Here is a 16071-nt window from a genome sequence, read left to right as displayed (position 1 = left end):
AATCCCTGAGGTCACGTTCGCCGCAACGTTGCTCATCATCCCGGAATCAGCAGTCACGTTGGACCGGAATACTCACTGGAATTTGATCTGTATGCGGGTTTGCAGCGTCAAGCCCTCTAGAAGTATTGCCATGCACGATGCGGATGACTGGTCTGTTCTGGCCTGCGCCATGATGCCGGGCTGCCCCGTATGGACGCAGGATGCCGACATTTTTTGGCACCGGCGTGGCCACGTGGATCCGCGACCCGGTGGCGTTGTGTTTGGTGGGGTGATACGTCTGCGCTACCTGGCGGGCACCCTCAGGGCGGACTGACCTTGCCGCTAAACGTCACGACACGCAGCCCAGTGCTTGCCACCTTGGGCTATCCTCCGATGAGCCGCATGGAACTCCCATGCGGCATAAATCCTTTCCCTGGGGAGGCGAGTCAATGATCGAAGCCCTGGTATCGGGCAAGCTGCACGGCCAGGCTCTTGAAATGGTTCTGTCGCGTTGCCAGTTGATAAACGTGTTTGGGGTAGGAACGGATGCCAGCTCCTCAAACGGGACGGATTTGTCCTGCCAATGCATAAAACTGGTCGGCAAAAGACAGCTCGATACAGCCTTCCAGCAGGAACTGACCTTTGCGGATCATGTGCATGAGTTCGATGCCGGCCAGGACATTTTTGGCCGATCGAAATGACTTGAAGTTGAGCATCGGTTTGGTGACCCGTTTGACAGCGCGATGGTCCTGCTCCACGATGTTGTTGAGGTACTTCACTTGTCGCACGATGACCGGTGTTTCACCTCGGGCATTGATCTCATCCATGGCCGCCTTGTTGGCGCCGCTCTTGTCCATCGTGACCTTCTCGGGAACACCGTTGGCCTTCATGGCTTTTTCAAAGAACCGCAGGGCTGCGGCCTTGTCGCGCCTGGCCGTCAGCAGGAAGTCGACTGTCTTGCCTTCCTTGTCCACCGCGCGGTAGAGATATTTCCAGGCGCCCTTGACCTTGATATAGGTTTCGTCCATCCGCCAGCTGCCGCCCACCGCGCGCTTGTGCTTGCGGAACACTTTCTCAAGCAAGGGCAGAAACCGGATTGCCCAGCGATTGATCGAGGAATGGTCGACAAACACGCCGCGTTCCTCCATCATTTCCTCGAGATGGCGGTAACTCAACGGATAAGCCGCGTACCAACGGATGCATACCAGAATCACGTCAATTGAAAATCGCATCCCTTTGGTTGCCAGCATCGCGTTTCATACCCGTCGCAAAAAAGAACTCAGCATAAACGAGCAGGCGGTACGACCGCCAATGCGACAGAACCCAAAAATGTCCTGGCCGGCATCGAACTCATGCACATGATCCGCAAAGGTCAGTTCCTGCTGGAAGGCTGTATCGAGCTGTCTTTTGCCGACCAGTTTTATGCATTGGCAGGACAAATCCGTCCCGTTTGAGGAGCTGGCATCCGTTCCTACCCCAAACACGTTTATCAACTGGCAACGCGACAGAACCCCTGGCCGCTACCCGGGCAAAAGAGAGTCAGCAGTTTGGCCGTTCCGTTACGCACATATTCATGGGGTTGGCGCTGGGCCTGGCCCTCTTCGGCCCAGCTTTGCCCGGGCATGGGGCGGGTCGGGTACGGCCCCGCCTCGTCTTGCGTCCACACCGCCAGGCCCAACTGCTCGCCCTCGCGGTACGCACGCTCAATCAGATTTTTTTTTGGCCTCGGCATCCGGGTCCGTGACCTTGACCGTGCCGGCGCGGCGCTTGCGCACCGCCCGGCCGGTTTCACACCAGGTGCGCGAGGCCAGCCAGCGATAGCCTGAGGCATGCAGCACCTGGCCAATCGTGTAGGTGCTGACATGCGGCAGGCCATCGGGCGCGCGGCGCAAGGCCCGGCGCAGCGTCATCAACGACCAGCTCGCCGTTCCATCGTGCTCGGGATCGGGCGTGCGCCGGGCTTCGGCCAGAATTCGCTCGCGCGCCTGCGCGTCGTAGGTCGGCTTGGGACCACCCCGACCGTGCGGCTCCAGCGCCGCCAGACCATCCCGATTGAAGCGCGCCACCAACTTCGCGACCCCCTCAGCGGATCGACGTCCCGCACCAGCGGCGGCATCCTTGTAGGTTGCACCCAACGTGACGGCCAGCACCTCTCTGGCCCGCGCCACCACATCGGCTCGCTCGCTGCCCGATCGCACTGTCGTCTCCAGCGCTTGCCGCTCGTGTTCCGTCAGCGGTCGTAACGGCTGTCTTGGGCATCGACTCATGACTTTGCTCCTGTCCATCTTTGCCGGTTGGATACTTTCGCTCCAATTAAGTTGCCAACTGACCCACTAGTGTCGCGTCACGAAGTAGTTGTCGGGTAAAGCCGTTTGAGCTTGACGCGGGCATCCTTGGTCGCGTGAACTGCCAGTTGACTTTGGCCTGAAGGTTGTCGCGGCGAGCTTGCCAGGCAGCGACCTCGCTGCGCACGGTCTCGATGTTGTCGATGCGCCGGCTCAGGCATTGCTTGACGAGCACGTTGATCTCGATTTCCGCCATATTGAGCCAGCTGCCGTGCTTCGGGGTGTAGACGAACTCGAAGCGGTCCCACAGCGCCTTGGCCTGCCCGGGGGCAAACGCCTCGTACAGTGAGCCCGCTGTGTGCGTATTCAGGTTGTCCATGACCAGCGTGATGCGCTCGGCGTCGGGGTAGCTGGCAGCAATGTCCTGCACAAATACAGCCCAGTCCAGTTTGGTTCTGCGCTCGGTGACCTTGGTCAGGCGCCGCCCGGCCAGCGGCTCGCTGGCCATGAAGACGTTGCACACGCCACAGCGTTCGTACTCGTAGTCATGGCGCTCGGGCCGGCCAGCAGCTGCGGCAATGGGCTCGCGGGTCTCGCGAATCAGTTGCCGGGGCGTCTCATCCATGCACACCACCGGGTGCTTTGGATCGTAGGGCCGGCTGTAGAGGTCCAGCACCTTTTCCATGGCGGCCACGAAGGCGGCGCTGGCTTGCGGCGCGATCACCCAGCCGACCTTCCTCCAGGGCTTGAGTTCGTTTTTTTCAGCGCCCGGCGCACCGTCTCGTGCGAGACGCTGTCCACATACTCCAGCTCGACCAGCCGGTCGGCCAGCAGCCGCAGCGACCAGCGAGCACAGCCTTCGGGTGGCGCCGAGCAGCTCAGGGCGAGCAGCTGCGCCTCCAGGCGGCCATCGATCTTCAGGTCGTATTCGCACTTGGAGGGCTGGCGGTTCAGGGTCGGATCCAGGCCTTCCAGGACAAACTTCTTTTTCACCCGGTCCACCTTGCGCTCGCTCACGCACAGCATGGCTGCGATGTCGCAAGTGCGGGGTCGCTCGGTGCGTTCCCCAGCTTGGTCGCAGTTGAGCAGTATCAAGGCATTGATGACCTTGGACGCCGCGTGCGTGCCTTTGCCTGCGATGCCCTGCAACTCGGCTCTTTCCTGCTCTGACAAGGTGACTTTGTAATGTTCCATCCCCCATTGTCCGCGTCAAACTTCTCGTGACGCGACACTAGGCATAAAGCGCTGAGCTACTCCTCCTTGAGCTGCTCCTCTAACAGAGATTCAGTTGTGGGTGGCGCGTACTTGAATTTTCGACCCTTATCCAGATTAATGCGAAGACAGCCCGTTCATGCCGAATTGCTCTACATAGTTGGCCAATCCCTGGGCCGTTGGCTCTCCCCAGAGATCTTTCGCATACCAATGCGTGAACAAAGAGCGAACCATGGGGCTCTCTACACCGCGTTCCAGCTTGAGCGACTTGAAATTCGTATGCGATAGTTTGAATCTTTCAAACACCGTGTTACGGGCTACTTCATCAAGCTCCTTGTAGACCGTCATCGCCTCTTGTGCCCGCGCGGAGAGAAATCGCTCCATCACAGTGGGTCCTTCGCTCTTCCTCTTGAGCGGCGCTGGCGGAGATTGCGCCGGCTGCGCCAACTCCTGCGCGGCGGCGTTGCCCTCCTTGAGGCTCCATCGAAAATAGGCTGCTGGCGATTCAAGCTGAGCGCTGTTCTTTTGCGCCAGGCGCGCCTCGACGAAGGCTGCGCACGCCCTGATCTTTTCCTCACCGTGCTGGGCGAGGAAGTCTGAAGCATCCGACTGCGTGAACCCGAACTTCACGACCCGTGCCATTAGCGCCATGTCCAAGATGGGCTGAGAAGGAAAGCCAAGCTGCGGCTGTTTATTCTGTTCAACCCGAAATTGCAGACGCTCGACGCGCCGGCCATTCTTGTGCTCGATCAGCTCAACGGTGATGTCGGTGAGCGTGTTGATTTCCGCGATGGCCGGCTTAATGACGTCTCGTTTGAAATACTTGTAGGGCGTGGGCTCGGCGTTACGCGCGACGGGATTGCCGGTCAAGACACCGAACCAGTGCTCATAAGTTTCCGAAGCGGTGACCTTCGAGGGATTGGTGGCATAGCGTCGGCACACCTCATACAGGGCCAAGGCCGAACCCGAGCGCAACAGGCCTTGGTAAAAAATGCTGAACCGGGTGTATGTGCCGGGGGCCATGACCAGTTCGTGGACTTCCGGCGGAAAGGCATATCCGAACCATACCTGACCCGAATGCTTGTTGAGGCCATGGGGATTGACCAGCGTGACGGAAGCGACCAGACGTTCGCTGGTCCACTGCCGCTCATTTTCCATGAGCAGCTTGATATTCTGAAGCTCATCGAGTTGCTGCTTCAGATACTCGGTGTCTTTGCTGTCGTAAGCGGCGTCACGAGCTAAGTCAGACAGGAGTATCCAGAAATACTTTTTAGCTGCTGGCGTATCAATAGGCGCATTGTCACCTGGGACGCGCAATTGCTGCGCGTGATACATCATCACGTTGAATACCTTTCGGGTCAAAAGCGACAAGCGCCCTTCCATCACGCGCAAGCCGATGGTTTCGTTGGTCTTTCGAAACTCTTTCGGATCGACCACTTCGCTTGCTGGTGCAGTTCTCCCGGTTGAATCTCTTTTTTTTCTTGTCGCCATCTTAAAGCTCTTTTATCGCATCGCCATGATGCAAAGGTGAAACAGGCGAGTTCACCTTTGCAGAGGCACGTAGCATAGCGCGTATCAGATGACTTTGCGATACCCTTTTTCCAATTTCAGTTTTTCAGAGGTAAGTGCAGGAAAACCATGTGTCTCTCCAAGTTCAGGTCCCTGTAAAGCCTCACCATAGCTTTTAGCCAGTACACAGCGCAAGCTCACTTACGAAAAAAAGTTATCCACAGGCTAGTATTTCAAGCTCCCTGAAAAAGCTCACCTTGGTCCCCGTATCAACTCACCTATGCTCCCTGCTAAAGCTCACCAAAATCCGGTTTGGCCCCTATTAAAGCTCACCTATGTTCCTGTAAAAGCTCACCTTGGTCCCTGCTAAAGCTCACCCAATTCTTCGCAAACCCGCATGAATGCTGAATTTCGACTCCTTTAATTTGTATTAATGTTTTCAATGTGTTTTATCAATAAATACACTCAAGGTGGCGAAATGATGGGAATTTCAAAAATCGGGAGAAACAGCCTACTCACTTATGAACTATAGAGCGATAGAGGCGCTGTTGGCATGACTGCTTAGGTGTATGGTCCTGGAAAGTCGTGACGTTATTCTGTCCATTGAGGAGGAAAAAGCGTTATGGCAAACATGCTTCACGGCAGCGCCCGAACAACACCGCGAATTCGAGCCGAGCTCCAAAGGTCGAAAGAAAAGACAAGCGTTTTAGCCAAGCGCTACGGGCTGAGCCGCACGACTGTCACCAAGGGGCGTACACGCACCACGACTGCAGATGCGCCCATGGGTCCGACGAAGCCCAAAAGCACGGTGCTATCGCCCGCTGACGAGGCAGTTATTGTGGAGTTCAGGCGAAGAACGCTGCTTGCCCTTGGATGACATGATGGGCTGCTTGCGCGAGAGCATCCCGAAGCTCAGCCGTTCAAGCCTGCATCGGTGCTTGCTACGGCATGGCATTTCCCGCTTGTCAGCCAGCGATATCAAAACGACGGGCAAAGGAAAGTTTGCGCCGACCGAAATTGGCTACGTGCACATCGACATTGCCGAGCTGCGCCTGGCCGAGGACAAGCTCAACATGTTTCTGGCCATTGATCGGGTCTCCAAGTTCACCTATGTCGAATTCCGGGATGACATGGGCAAGATGAATGGTGCAGCCTTTTTACGTAGTGTCATCCCGATGGCTCCAGGATTGTAGAACTACCTGATCAGCATTGGCCATGTGATCAATATTGCCCATAGATCGGTCATGCAAGGTTCAGGCGATGGAGTTACGCGTGTATTGCTTTTGGGGCAGTCAAATCGCTGACCTACACCGATGCTGAAAAATAACATGTCCCCGTAAAAGCTCACCTATTGATCCGGCCCTGTGAAGTCTTACACAGCAGTCAGTAAGTGTAGAAGACACGAGAGCCATATTTCATGGGGGTAAAACGAGCATTTTTGTCCGCTATGTTTCTGACTCGTGAGTAACTTTTGACAAAATCTTTCCTCTGTAAAATGACAAAACAGTGATGACTTCAAAGAGCCTGCAGTTTCTTCCCAGAGCTTTCCAAATAATTTCAATCTATCAGGTACTTATGTCCCTGAAAAAGCTCACCTATCACATACGTTATAGTGCGGCGGTAACTGATCTTTCGGCTTTTTGGGCGTGCTGCCCTGGGTAAGGCCCGCCGGGAAGCAGTTCACTTCATAATGCAAAACCTAGCCTTCAATTCAGCCACAAGTGCGGCCCTGTCTTTTGGATTTATCAGGATAACCTCGAGAGCCACTTTTCCTGAATCCCACTCTTTGAGTGAACCGATATGCTGGCCATTGTTTTGAACCTTGTATTGGCGCGATGTCTCTTTGCGTTTTCGTGTGCTGCCTGATTCGATCTTTGCTCGGATCGCGCTGACCTCTCTTGAGGAGAGATCTTCTGCAATAATTTTGTTGACCAGATCAAGTAGCGCGCTTTCTTCTATCTTTTTCGCTGCCAACGTCAATTCGTAACCAGTGAAGACACCGAACTTGGCTGGGCGCTCTCTCATTTTGTCGAGCGCAGCTGTCGGCAAGTTGAGCAGCGCCAAGGTTTTATTCACTGTAGCGGCGGAGATTCCAAGGAGCTCGGCGATTTTTCCCTCATTCTGGACCAAGCCCTTGTCCAGAAGCTTTCTCCAGGCAAAAGCGTTGTCCAGGGGGCTCTGGGCGCTACGCTCTTCATTGAGAAGCCAACTCAGTCGGTACAGCTCGATTTCCCCTTCGCTCTGACGAACCACCAGGTCCATAGTCTGAAGCCCGGCAGCTGCCGCGGCTTTTTTGCGGTAGTGACCATCGATTAACAAATAGTGGCCCTGAATCGATGGATGTGCAACGGCAGATGCAGGAACCATTTGCCCACGAGTGGCGATGGATGCTGCAAGCTCCTTGACCACGTCCGGATCGTAAATGCAGCGGGCATTGAGTGGATTTTCGTGTGTACATTCCAGTTTTGCAGAAACAATCAGCCTACCTTGTGCCGCTGAACTTTCAGCGCTGAAAGTTCGCTCTGGCGTAGTAATGGGTGAGCTGGCCAGCCCGGATGGATGCGAGGTCAGTACCGCATCGGCTCGTGCGAACCGCTCGTCAACACTCTTTTTCTCCTGTGTCAGCGTGGCTCTCATGGCTGATTTTCGATCGAATTTGACGCTCATTTTTTACTACCTGTTTTTTTACTTTTAGCCAGACCCAGCAGGCCCAGCACCTCATCGGCCATGGCTTCTACTTCCTGAATCGCGGTTGCAGCCCTTGGAACTGCATGAACACTGGATCCTAGAATTTGCGCCTCCCTGAATGCGGCTCGGGAACCCAAGGTCGATTTCATCAAGGGAAAATCCCTATCTTCCTGCAGGAGTTCGACCAGTTCCTTAGCCAGCGAGGTGGAGCGTTGGACCATGTTCGCCACCACTCGTGCCAGGAGGTTTTCATTGCTCAACTGTGATGCCTCGGCGAGCTTTTTCGCTGACTCGGCGGCCCAGATATCTGCCGGGCTCGGAACCACCGGGATCAGGGCGAGATCGGAGATCAGCATGGCAGACGTGGGAGTGGCCGAGTTCATGGCAGGAGGGCAGTCGATAAAGATCGCATCAAAACTTTCCAAGTGGTTTCTCAACTCCCGGTGCATCTTTCCCCCCATGGGGGCAAGACTTATTACCGAGGATGGAAAAAGCTTGTCGTCTGGAGCAGAACTGGCCCAGCGACTGGCTGTTCCTTGTGGGTCCATGTCTACGACCAAAGTTGTGTATCCGCGAAGCCCAAGCGCTCCAGCAAGGTTCATGGCGATAGTGGTCTTTCCACAACCCCCTTTTTGGTTAAACACCGTAATCAACTTCGCAGTCATCTCAAACTCCATGGATTGTTAGAACTTTTAGCACTGAAAGTCTAGCAGTAATAAAATTTAATTTTATTAAAGTTAGGAACAATGTTTTTATAGGTAGCCGTTCCGCTGCAGAACAATATGCACATTTTTGTTATCTTCACAACCTTGAGCAGTTGATCAAGCGAGGCAACTGGCTTTTTCTGCTACTGCGCTTTCAGCGCTGAAAGTTGTTGTACTGCATCTTTTACCGCTATTTGATTTTCTGCCTATCGGTTTAGCGCTGCGCTTTTTTTGACACAGCGATACTTTTAGCAGCCACAAACTCTGGCGGAAGTTACAGCCGTTGGTGACTCTCATCTGCCAGCGGGGCGGACAGGTCTGGATGAGCGGGCAGCAAGCAAGCAATAGTAGCTGCTACAGGTCTGAACTCCCCGGCCGTGCGCTACGTACCCGCGCCCGGGTCGCTGCGCAAGTGCTTGTCGGGGTTGAGTTTTTTCACGGTGTGCTGGCTCGGGTCGGTTTTGACCGGGTTATTTGACCCTGAGATAATGACAATTATCTTAGGGCAGTGCGTTGAATGTTGAGGCCAGTGCTTGTATTTTTGTGAACTATGGTTGACAATTCACCGATGCTTCAAATCCTGCGCACCGCTGAATTCGATGGCTGGATCGGCTCGCTTCGTGACAAGGTCGGCCAAAAGCAGGTTCTGGCGCGTCTTGCCCGCCTGTCGCTGGGTCACTGGGGCGACTGCAAACCCGTCGGCCAGGAAGTCACTGAACTTCGCATTGACTCCGGGCCCGGCTATCGCGTCTATTGCTGGAAAGAGGGCGCCACGGTCGTCGTCGCCCTGGGCGGCGGCGACAAGTCCAGCCAGCCCAAGGACATCGCGAAGGCCCAGGCAATGGTCCAACTCTTGAAGGAATGAACGATGAATCCCACAGCTGCTGAAAAACTGGGCATCCAGCCCTTCGATGCTGCCCAATACCTGCGTTCCGATGAAGACTGCGCCCTGTACCTGCAGGCCTGCATCGAGCAGGCGCCTGACGATGCCGCCCTGTTCGCCAAAGCACTGGGCGACATCGCCCGCGCGCGCGGCATGATGCAGCTCGCCCGCGACACGGGCATCACTCGCGAAGGGCTTTACAAAGCCCTGGGCGAGCAAGGAAACCCCAGCCTGTCCACGGTCCTGAAAGTGCTGCGCGCGCTGGGCATGCGGCTGCACATCGATGCTCGGCCCGAACACGCCTAACAGGCGCAATCGTCGGCCTGCTGCAGGCACCTGTCAGCCCGAGTTGATTTCACAAAAGGAAAATACGGGCGTGAACGGCCTAGGCTGTGTTCGGAAAGTCAGTGGAGCCACGTCATGATGCCGGCGATGTGTACAAAGCCCAGAAACCGGATGTCGAGCTTGTCAAAGCGGGTGGCCACACGGCGAAAGACCTTCATGCGCTGGAAAAGGTTTTCCACCAGGTGGCGCGCCTTGTAGCGGTGCTTGTCCAGGACACGTGGCTTTTTGCGGCTGACCCTGGAGGGGATGATGAGCTGCATGCCTTGCGCCTGGGCGCTTTGAACAATCTTGTCCGAGTCGTAGGCCTTGTCAGCCAGAAGGGCCTTGGCCGCCAATCCATCGAGCAGTTCGGGAACCGCTTTGGAGTCGTGGCGCTGGCCCGGGGTCAGCACAAAGCGCAGCGGGTTGCCCAGGGCGTCGCAGACGGCGTGAATCTTGGTATTGAGGCCCCCGCGCGTGATGCCGATGGCCTGCGGACCACTGGTCTTGCGCGCCCCTGCTGAAGATGGTTCTGTCGCGTTGCCAGTTGATAAACGTGTTTGGGGTAGGAACGGATGCCAGCTCCTCAAACGGGACGGATTTGTCCTGCCAATGCATAAAACTGGTCGGCAAAAGACAGCTCGATACAGCCTTCCAGCAGGAACTGACCTTTGCGGATCATGTGCATGAGTTCGATGCCGGCCAGGACATTTTTGGCCGATCGAAATGACTTGAAGTTGAGCATCGGTTTGGTGACCCGTTTGACAGCGCGATGGTCCTGCTCCACGATGTTGTTGAGGTACTTCACTTGTCGCACGATGACCGGTGTTTCACCTCGGGCATTGATCTCATCCATGGCCGCCTTGTTGGCGCCGCTCTTGTCCATCGTGACCTTCTCGGGAACACCGTTGGCCTTCATGGCTTTTTCAAAGAACCGCAGGGCTGCGGCCTTGTCGCGCCTGGCCGTCAGCAGGAAGTCGACTGTCTTGCCTTCCTTGTCCACCGCGCGGTAGAGATATTTCCAGGCGCCCTTGACCTTGATATAGGTTTCGTCCATCCGCCAGCTGCCGCCCACCGCGCGCTTGTGCTTGCGGAACACTTTCTCAAGCAAGGGCAGAAACCGGATTGCCCAGCGATTGATCGAGGAATGGTCGACAAACACGCCGCGTTCCTCCATCATTTCCTCGAGATGGCGGTAACTCAACGGATAAGCCGCGTACCAACGGATGCATACCAGAATCACGTCAATTGAAAATCGCATCCCTTTGGTTGCCAGCATCGCGTTTCATACCCGTCGCAAAAAAGAACTCAGCATAAACGAGCAGGCGGTACGACCGCCAATGCGACAGAACCGTCGTAACGGCTGTCTTGGGCATCGACTCATGACTTTGCTCTTGTCCATCTTTGCCGGTTGGATACTTTCGCTCCAATTAAGTTGCCAACTGACCCACTAGAGCAGCAGAACCGGGGCGTCGCTGGCTAGGGCACGAGCACCACTCTCACACTGTCATCGACCATGTTCCGCTCGATGTAGCCGAGGACGTTGGGGTTATCGGCCATGCGCTTTTTCAACTCGGCACCGTTCGCGACTTCCAGTGGCGGCTCTCCCCGCCCGGTGAAGATGATCTTTGCCCAGTGGGCCTTGAGCTGCGAGGGGGACTTGCCGGTGACGTTGAGATAGAACTCGTCGCGCGCAGCAGAACTTTCCGCCAGGTCGATCGGCACGGCCTGGCGGCCGTCGGGAAAGCGGCTCGTCTTGCCCAGAAAAATGTCCGCGACCTGGTTCTTGTTCATCGTGGCCATCGGGTTCTTGGCTGAGACCACCAGCACCACCACCACCACGTCGGCGGCTGCGACACTCGCGCCCAGACCCAGGGCGAGCCCCAGGACGGTAAATCTGATGTGGAACATAACGGGCATGCTTGGCCTCATCAGAATACGAAATCAAGCGTGGCGCTAAACACGTTGACCTTGCCGCCGGTCTGAAAACCCGGTTGGATGTTGATCAACATGCCACTCGAGCCGGTGCCGATGCGGGTATGGTCGAATTGCAGTTTGAGGTCAGTATTCTTCATGAAATCCCAGCGGCCGCCGACCGAAATGGTGTTCTGAACGGCTTTCCTGCTCAACACTGAATTGAGGGCTGCATTGAGGCCGGTCGCCGGCCCCGCCAAGAATGGGGGTAAGGCCGATACGGTCAAGCCGGGGTCGGAAAGATTGTCTGCCTTTGCTTGAGCGTACGTGACAAAGGGTGTGAACTTGCCGAACCGGTAACCACTGCTGACATACCAGCCAGTTCCTTTGCCAAAAGGAGTCTTGGTGTTGATATGGCTCCATTCGCCTATCACGAACCAGTTGCCCGGGTCATAGTTTGCGCCAACCCCGATGATGGAAACGGGCTTCTTATTTACATCGTATTGATCCGCAATGGCCACGCCTTGCGGCCCGAATTGCCGGAAGGCATCGAATAAAACATTGAAGGACGGTGCGGTCGCGTAGAATTTTTGGTAGGCGATGTGCGCGGTCAATGCACCGAGTTCGGCGGTATTAGAGATACTCCACATGTTTCTTAGTACAAGGGTACCCCCATTACTGGCGAGCTTTAAATCCTTCTGGCCGACATTCGCTTGCATGGTGTGCGTCGATTCCCCGACGTGCAGACGGTAGCTTACATCCAGGCCATCGCTGTTAGTGAGCGGGTTGAAGCTATAAACCTCGTACGGTGGACGCACCCATGGAAGGGTGTAGCCCACCTTGCGGGTCTGGGAAAACAGAAAGGTCGGCAGCACGGTGCGGCCGACGCGAACACTGAAATCCGGCGTGAACTGGTACTTAATATTCGCCCACTCCACATGGGGGCTGTAGGTGTCGTCGTAATTCTGTTCCGAGACGACCTGCAGGACCGCCGAGAGCTGTGGGGTGAGATTGGCGGTGACTTGCCCGGCAATCAGGCTGTCGACGTCGGCGCTCCAGGCGCGGGTATAACCTGCGCCATTGGGCTTGAAGAAGTTGGAACTGAAGTCCGCCTGGCGCTCGCTGGAATAGACCATGCCCAGGGTACCAAAGCCGTTGAAGGAAAACGTCGGCCCGTCGGAGTCGTCTGCGCGAGCGCTGGCGGCGTACAGCGCCGCTGCAAGCAGGACAAGGGTGGTCAGTTTGACCGGCATGCGTTGAATCTATTCATGTCTACTTCCGGTTCGGATTGGGCCGCCGCGATACGCAGGACCATGCGTAACGCCATTGAATTACAGTGAAACGGATGTTACGCCCGGCCCGGCCCGTCCCGCGAGAATATTTGTCGCCTCGATCGCATTTCCCTAGGGAATTTGCCTAGGCCCACCGACGGTTTTGCCTAAGCGGCGGGCGGGGCGTCGTGGTTTAATGGCAATGTCCATCCACACCTGCCTAGAGGGCACACGCCATGAACACGGGCTCTGCCACCACCCCGGCCAAAGTACCGAAGAGGCGTGCTTGAAAACGATTGCCGCTGTACTGAAGCGCGAGTTGAGCCATGCAACGGCACCGCACATCCTGTTTCCCGCCATCGCCGTTCTTGTCTTGGCCGTGATGTGGGGGATGACCCTGAACCTGATCCGTGTCGAACGCGCCGCCGCCGAGCGCGCTGCCGCGGTGTCGAGCCGCGAATTCGCCGAGACCTACGAAGCGCAGGTGGTACGCGCGTTGCGCGAAATCGATCAAAACCTGAAATTCGTCAAATATGCCTATGAACTCAGGGATGCACAGGGCTTGCTGCAGGAGCTGAAGGCCAGAACCTTATTGCCGCCGGAATTGTTGTTCGTCATCAGTATTGCGGACCGCACGGGCGATGTCGTGGCCAGCACCCGGGCACCCGAGGTGCCCAATATCGCCGACCAGAACATCTTCCAGACCCAGCGCCAAAGAGACAGCTTTGCGATGGGGCGTGCGCACCAAAGCAAGGGTTCCGGCGAATGGAAACTGCAATTCAGTCGCAGGCTGAATGCGGCCGATGGCAGTTTTTCCGGCATTGTGATGCTCACGGTCGACGCGGTCTATTTCGTCAGCGTGTATGAATCCTCAAAATTGGGCGTGGATGGCGTGCTCGGCATTCTTGGCACCGATGGCGTATTTCGCGCCCGGCAAACCGGCGAAAAATTGACGGCCGGCGACATGGTCGACTATGCAACGCTGGTGCCCGCCACGAACGAGGCCCAAAGCGAAGCCAAGCTCTCGACCAATACCTGGGACGGTGTGCAGCGCTACACCAGTACACGCCAGCTCTATGACTTCCCGGTGGCCGTGGTCGTCGGACTGTCCGCGGATGAACAACTGGCAACCACGCGACAGGACATGGAAACCTACTTGTGGCGCACCGGCCGCGCAAGCCTCTTGGTGATCCTGATTGTTGCCGTGCTGGGCTACCTGAGTCGGCAGCTTCAGAAATCGCGAGCCCAATTGCTGACCGCCGCCCGCCAGGCCGGCATGGCGGAAATCGCCACCAACGTGTTGCACAACGTGGGCAACGTGCTCAATAGCGTCAACATCTCGGCGGGCTTGATCAACACGCGATTGCGCAACTCCAAGCTCAAGGGGCTGGCGCGCGCCGTGAGCCTGATGGACGAGCATGCCGGCGATCTGGGCGAGTTCCTGACGCGTGACGCCAGGGGCAAGCTGCTGCCCACCTACCTGCGCGAGTTGGCGCCCGCGCTGGAACTCGAACACCAGGCCATGGCCGATGAACTTGGCGTGCTTGGCAAGAGTGTGGACCACATCAAGGAAGTCATTGCGACCCAGCAGTCGTATGCCGGCGCGCCGCGTTTCATGGAATCCGTGCGCTTGAGCGACCTGGTGGACGACGCGTTGCGCATGAACGAAGGCGCGCTGACGCGCCACAAGGTGGAGGTCGTGAAAGAGCTGGCCAAGCTGCCGGCCCTGCCGCTGGACCGGAATCGCTTGCTGCAGATCCTGGTGAACCTGATCGACAATGCCAAGCACGCGATGCACGGCGCGCCTGGCCACAAGCCCTGCATCACGCTGGCCGCCGCCCTCGCGAACGAGCATGTCTTGCGCATCACGGTGGCCGACAACGGTGAGGGCATAGTGCCGGACAACCTGACGCGCATTTTCTCGCATGGCTTTACCACCCGCAAGAACGGACACGGCTTCGGCCTGCACAGCTGCGTGCTGGCTGCGCAGGAAATGGGCGGCAGCTTGACCGCCCACAGCGGCGGCCCCGGCCAGGGTGCGACCTTCACGCTTGAACTTCCCATCGACACAGCGCAAGGCGCGTCATGAACCGGCTGCCGAACCGGCGCATCTTGCTGATCGATGACATGCCCTCGCTCCATGAGGACTTCGGCAAGATCCTTGCGGCCCGGCCGGTGGCGCGCGAGCTTGACGACGCCGAAGCGGCGCTGTTCGGCCAGGCCGAGGCGCCTGCTTGCGACGGCTTCGAGCTGGACTCGGCCTACCAGGGGCGCGAAGGGGTGGCCCGGGCCGAGGCCGCCGTGCAGGCCGGCCTGCCCTACGCCATGGCCTTCGTGGACATGCGCATGCCCCCGGGCTGGGACGGCGTGGAGACCATCGAGCGGCTCTGGCGCATCGACCCGCAGGGGTTCTGTCGCGTTGCCAGTTGATAAACGTGTTTGGGGTAGGAACGGATGCCAGCTCCTCAAACGGGACGGATTTGTCCTGCCAATGCATAAAACTGGTCGGCAAAAGACAGCTCGATACAGCCTTCCAGCAGGAACTGACCTTTGCGGATCATGTGCATGAGTTCGATGCCGGCCAGGACATTTTTGGCCGATCGAAATGACTTGAAGTTGAGCATCGGTTTGGTGACCCGTTTGACAGCGCGATGGTCCTGCTCCACGATGTTGTTGAGGTACTTCACTTGTCGCACGATGACCGGTGTTTCACCTCGGGCATTGATCTCATCCATGGCCGCCTTGTTGGCGCCGCTCTTGTCCATCGTGACCTTCTCGGGAACACCGTTGGCCTTCATGGCTTTTTCAAAGAACCGCAGGGCTGCGGCCTTGTCGCGCCTGGCCGTCAGCAGGAAGTCGACTGTCTTGCCTTCCTTGTCCACCGCGCGGTAGAGATATTTCCAGGCGCCCTTGACCTTGATATAGGTTTCGTCCATCCGCCAGCTGCCGCCCACCGCGCGCTTGTGCTTGCGGAACACTTTCTCAAGCAAGGGCAGAAACCGGATTGCCCAGCGATTGATCGAGGAATGGTCGACAAACACGCCGCGTTCCTCCATCATTTCCTCGAGATGGCGGTAACTCAACGGATAAGCCGCGTACCAACGGATGCATACCAGAATCACGTCAATTGGAAATCGCATCCCTTTGGTTGCCAGCATCGCGTTTCATACCCGTCGCAAAAAAGAACTCAGCATAAACGAGCAGGCGGTACGACCGCCAATGCGACAGAACCGGGAAGCGCTGACAACTTATACCAATCCCGACAGAGAAAGAACCAAAGTCAGTGATCGGAGTCTGACCAG

15 protein-coding genes and 3 pseudogenes are annotated in these 16071 nt (G+C 57.0%); 7 read left to right on the top strand and 11 right to left on the bottom strand.

Annotation, left to right across the window (positions count from 1 at the left end; genetic code table 11):
• Positions 1 to 91: 91 nt before the first annotated feature.
• The gene (locus ABLV49_RS21415) at positions 92 to 313 is read left to right on the top strand and encodes a PIN domain-containing protein (RefSeq protein ID WP_349282444.1); all 222 of its coding nucleotides are present in this window, start codon (positions 92 to 94) and stop codon (positions 311 to 313) included.
• A gap of 223 nt (positions 314 to 536) precedes the next feature.
• Here the strand turns inward: ABLV49_RS21415 and ABLV49_RS21410 are convergent, their stop codons facing one another.
• On the bottom strand, positions 537 to 1229 hold the full coding sequence (locus tag ABLV49_RS21410; RefSeq protein WP_349282308.1) for an IS6 family transposase: 693 nt from the start codon (positions 1227 to 1229) through the stop codon (positions 537 to 539).
• An 81-nt stretch (positions 1230 to 1310) separates the two neighbouring features.
• Between ABLV49_RS21410 and ABLV49_RS21405 the strand changes: the two are divergent.
• Positions 1311 to 1433: pseudogene (locus ABLV49_RS21405) on the top strand (IS6 family transposase); the annotation flags it as partial.
• A 249-nt stretch (positions 1434 to 1682) separates the two neighbouring features.
• Here the strand turns inward: ABLV49_RS21405 and ABLV49_RS21400 are convergent.
• From ABLV49_RS21400 to ABLV49_RS21390, 3 genes and pseudogenes are all read right to left on the bottom strand, one after another.
• On the bottom strand, positions 1683 to 2246 hold the full coding sequence (locus ABLV49_RS21400; RefSeq protein ID WP_349282330.1) for a helix-turn-helix domain-containing protein: 564 nt from the start codon (positions 2244 to 2246) through the stop codon (positions 1683 to 1685).
• Positions 2247 to 2323: 77 nt separating this feature from the next.
• Positions 2324 to 3458, bottom strand: a pseudogene (locus tag ABLV49_RS21395) (IS630 family transposase).
• A gap of 135 nt (positions 3459 to 3593) precedes the next feature.
• Entirely contained in the window at positions 3594 to 4967 is a 1374-nt protein-coding gene (locus ABLV49_RS21390; protein WP_349282328.1) for a replication initiation protein, read from the bottom strand.
• 640 nt (positions 4968 to 5607) lie between these two features.
• On the opposite strand from ABLV49_RS21390, the pseudogene ABLV49_RS21385 reads away from it, so the two are divergent.
• Positions 5608 to 6169: pseudogene (locus ABLV49_RS21385) on the top strand (IS481 family transposase); the annotation flags it as partial.
• Between the two features lie 496 nt (positions 6170 to 6665).
• Here ABLV49_RS21385 and ABLV49_RS21380 read toward each other — a convergent pair.
• On the bottom strand, positions 6666 to 7652 hold the full coding sequence (locus ABLV49_RS21380; protein WP_349282326.1) for a ParB/RepB/Spo0J family partition protein: 987 nt from the start codon (positions 7650 to 7652) through the stop codon (positions 6666 to 6668).
• A complete protein-coding gene (parA, locus tag ABLV49_RS21375; protein WP_349282442.1) occupies positions 7649 to 8338 on the bottom strand; it encodes a ParA family partition ATPase in 690 nt (229 codons plus the stop codon). Before parA ends, ABLV49_RS21380 begins: the two co-directional genes overlap by 4 nt.
• Before the next feature lie 607 nt (positions 8339 to 8945).
• Here parA and ABLV49_RS21370 point away from each other — a divergent pair.
• Entirely contained in the window at positions 8946 to 9242 is a 297-nt protein-coding gene (locus tag ABLV49_RS21370) for a type II toxin-antitoxin system RelE/ParE family toxin (RefSeq protein WP_349282324.1), read from the top strand.
• A gap of 3 nt (positions 9243 to 9245) precedes the next feature.
• The gene (locus tag ABLV49_RS21365; protein ID WP_349282323.1) at positions 9246 to 9566 is read left to right on the top strand and encodes an addiction module antidote protein; all 321 of its coding nucleotides are present in this window, start codon (positions 9246 to 9248) and stop codon (positions 9564 to 9566) included.
• A gap of 98 nt (positions 9567 to 9664) precedes the next feature.
• On the opposite strand, the gene ABLV49_RS21360 is transcribed toward ABLV49_RS21365, so the two are convergent.
• The 4 genes from ABLV49_RS21360 to ABLV49_RS21345 form a co-directional block, all read right to left on the bottom strand.
• Positions 9665 to 10174, bottom strand: coding sequence for an IS5 family transposase (locus ABLV49_RS21360; protein ID WP_349282322.1), 510 nt, complete (start codon positions 10172 to 10174; stop codon positions 9665 to 9667).
• A complete protein-coding gene (locus ABLV49_RS21355) occupies positions 10171 to 10863 on the bottom strand; it encodes an IS6 family transposase (RefSeq protein ID WP_349282308.1) in 693 nt (230 codons plus the stop codon). Before ABLV49_RS21355 ends, ABLV49_RS21360 begins: the two co-directional genes overlap by 4 nt.
• 200 nt (positions 10864 to 11063) lie before the next feature.
• Positions 11064 to 11495 (bottom strand): phosphate ABC transporter substrate-binding protein, encoded by a 432-nt coding sequence (locus tag ABLV49_RS21350; RefSeq protein ID WP_349282320.1) that lies wholly within the window; start codon positions 11493 to 11495, stop codon positions 11064 to 11066.
• Between the two features lie 20 nt (positions 11496 to 11515).
• Positions 11516 to 12751 carry a porin gene (locus ABLV49_RS21345; protein ID WP_349282318.1) on the bottom strand — a complete coding sequence of 412 codons (1236 nt, stop codon included), beginning with the start codon at positions 12749 to 12751 and terminating at the stop codon, positions 11516 to 11518.
• A gap of 304 nt (positions 12752 to 13055) precedes the next feature.
• Here ABLV49_RS21345 and ABLV49_RS21340 point away from each other — a divergent pair, with 304 nt between their 5' ends.
• Together ABLV49_RS21340 and ABLV49_RS21335 are read left to right on the top strand one after the other, a co-directional pair.
• Positions 13056 to 14858, top strand: a complete 1803-nt coding sequence (locus ABLV49_RS21340) for an ATP-binding protein (RefSeq protein WP_349282316.1) — start codon at positions 13056 to 13058, stop codon at positions 14856 to 14858.
• Positions 14855 to 15199: a hypothetical protein gene (locus ABLV49_RS21335; protein ID WP_349282315.1), complete on the top strand. Its 345-nt coding sequence runs from the start codon at positions 14855 to 14857 to the stop codon at positions 15197 to 15199. The genes ABLV49_RS21340 and ABLV49_RS21335 overlap by 4 nt, the downstream gene beginning before the upstream one ends.
• 35 nt (positions 15200 to 15234) lie before the next feature.
• Here the strand turns inward: ABLV49_RS21335 and ABLV49_RS21330 are convergent, their stop codons facing one another.
• Complete coding sequence (locus tag ABLV49_RS21330; RefSeq protein WP_349282290.1) at positions 15235 to 15927, bottom strand: IS6 family transposase; 693 nt, start codon at positions 15925 to 15927, stop codon at positions 15235 to 15237.
• Between the last annotated feature and the right edge of the window lie 144 nt (positions 15928 to 16071).

Source organism: Polaromonas hydrogenivorans, assembly GCF_040105105.1.
Taxonomy (GTDB): domain Bacteria; phylum Pseudomonadota; class Gammaproteobacteria; order Burkholderiales; family Burkholderiaceae_C; genus Polaromonas; species Polaromonas hydrogenivorans.
This window is presented reverse-complemented; position numbering and strand designations above follow the sequence as displayed.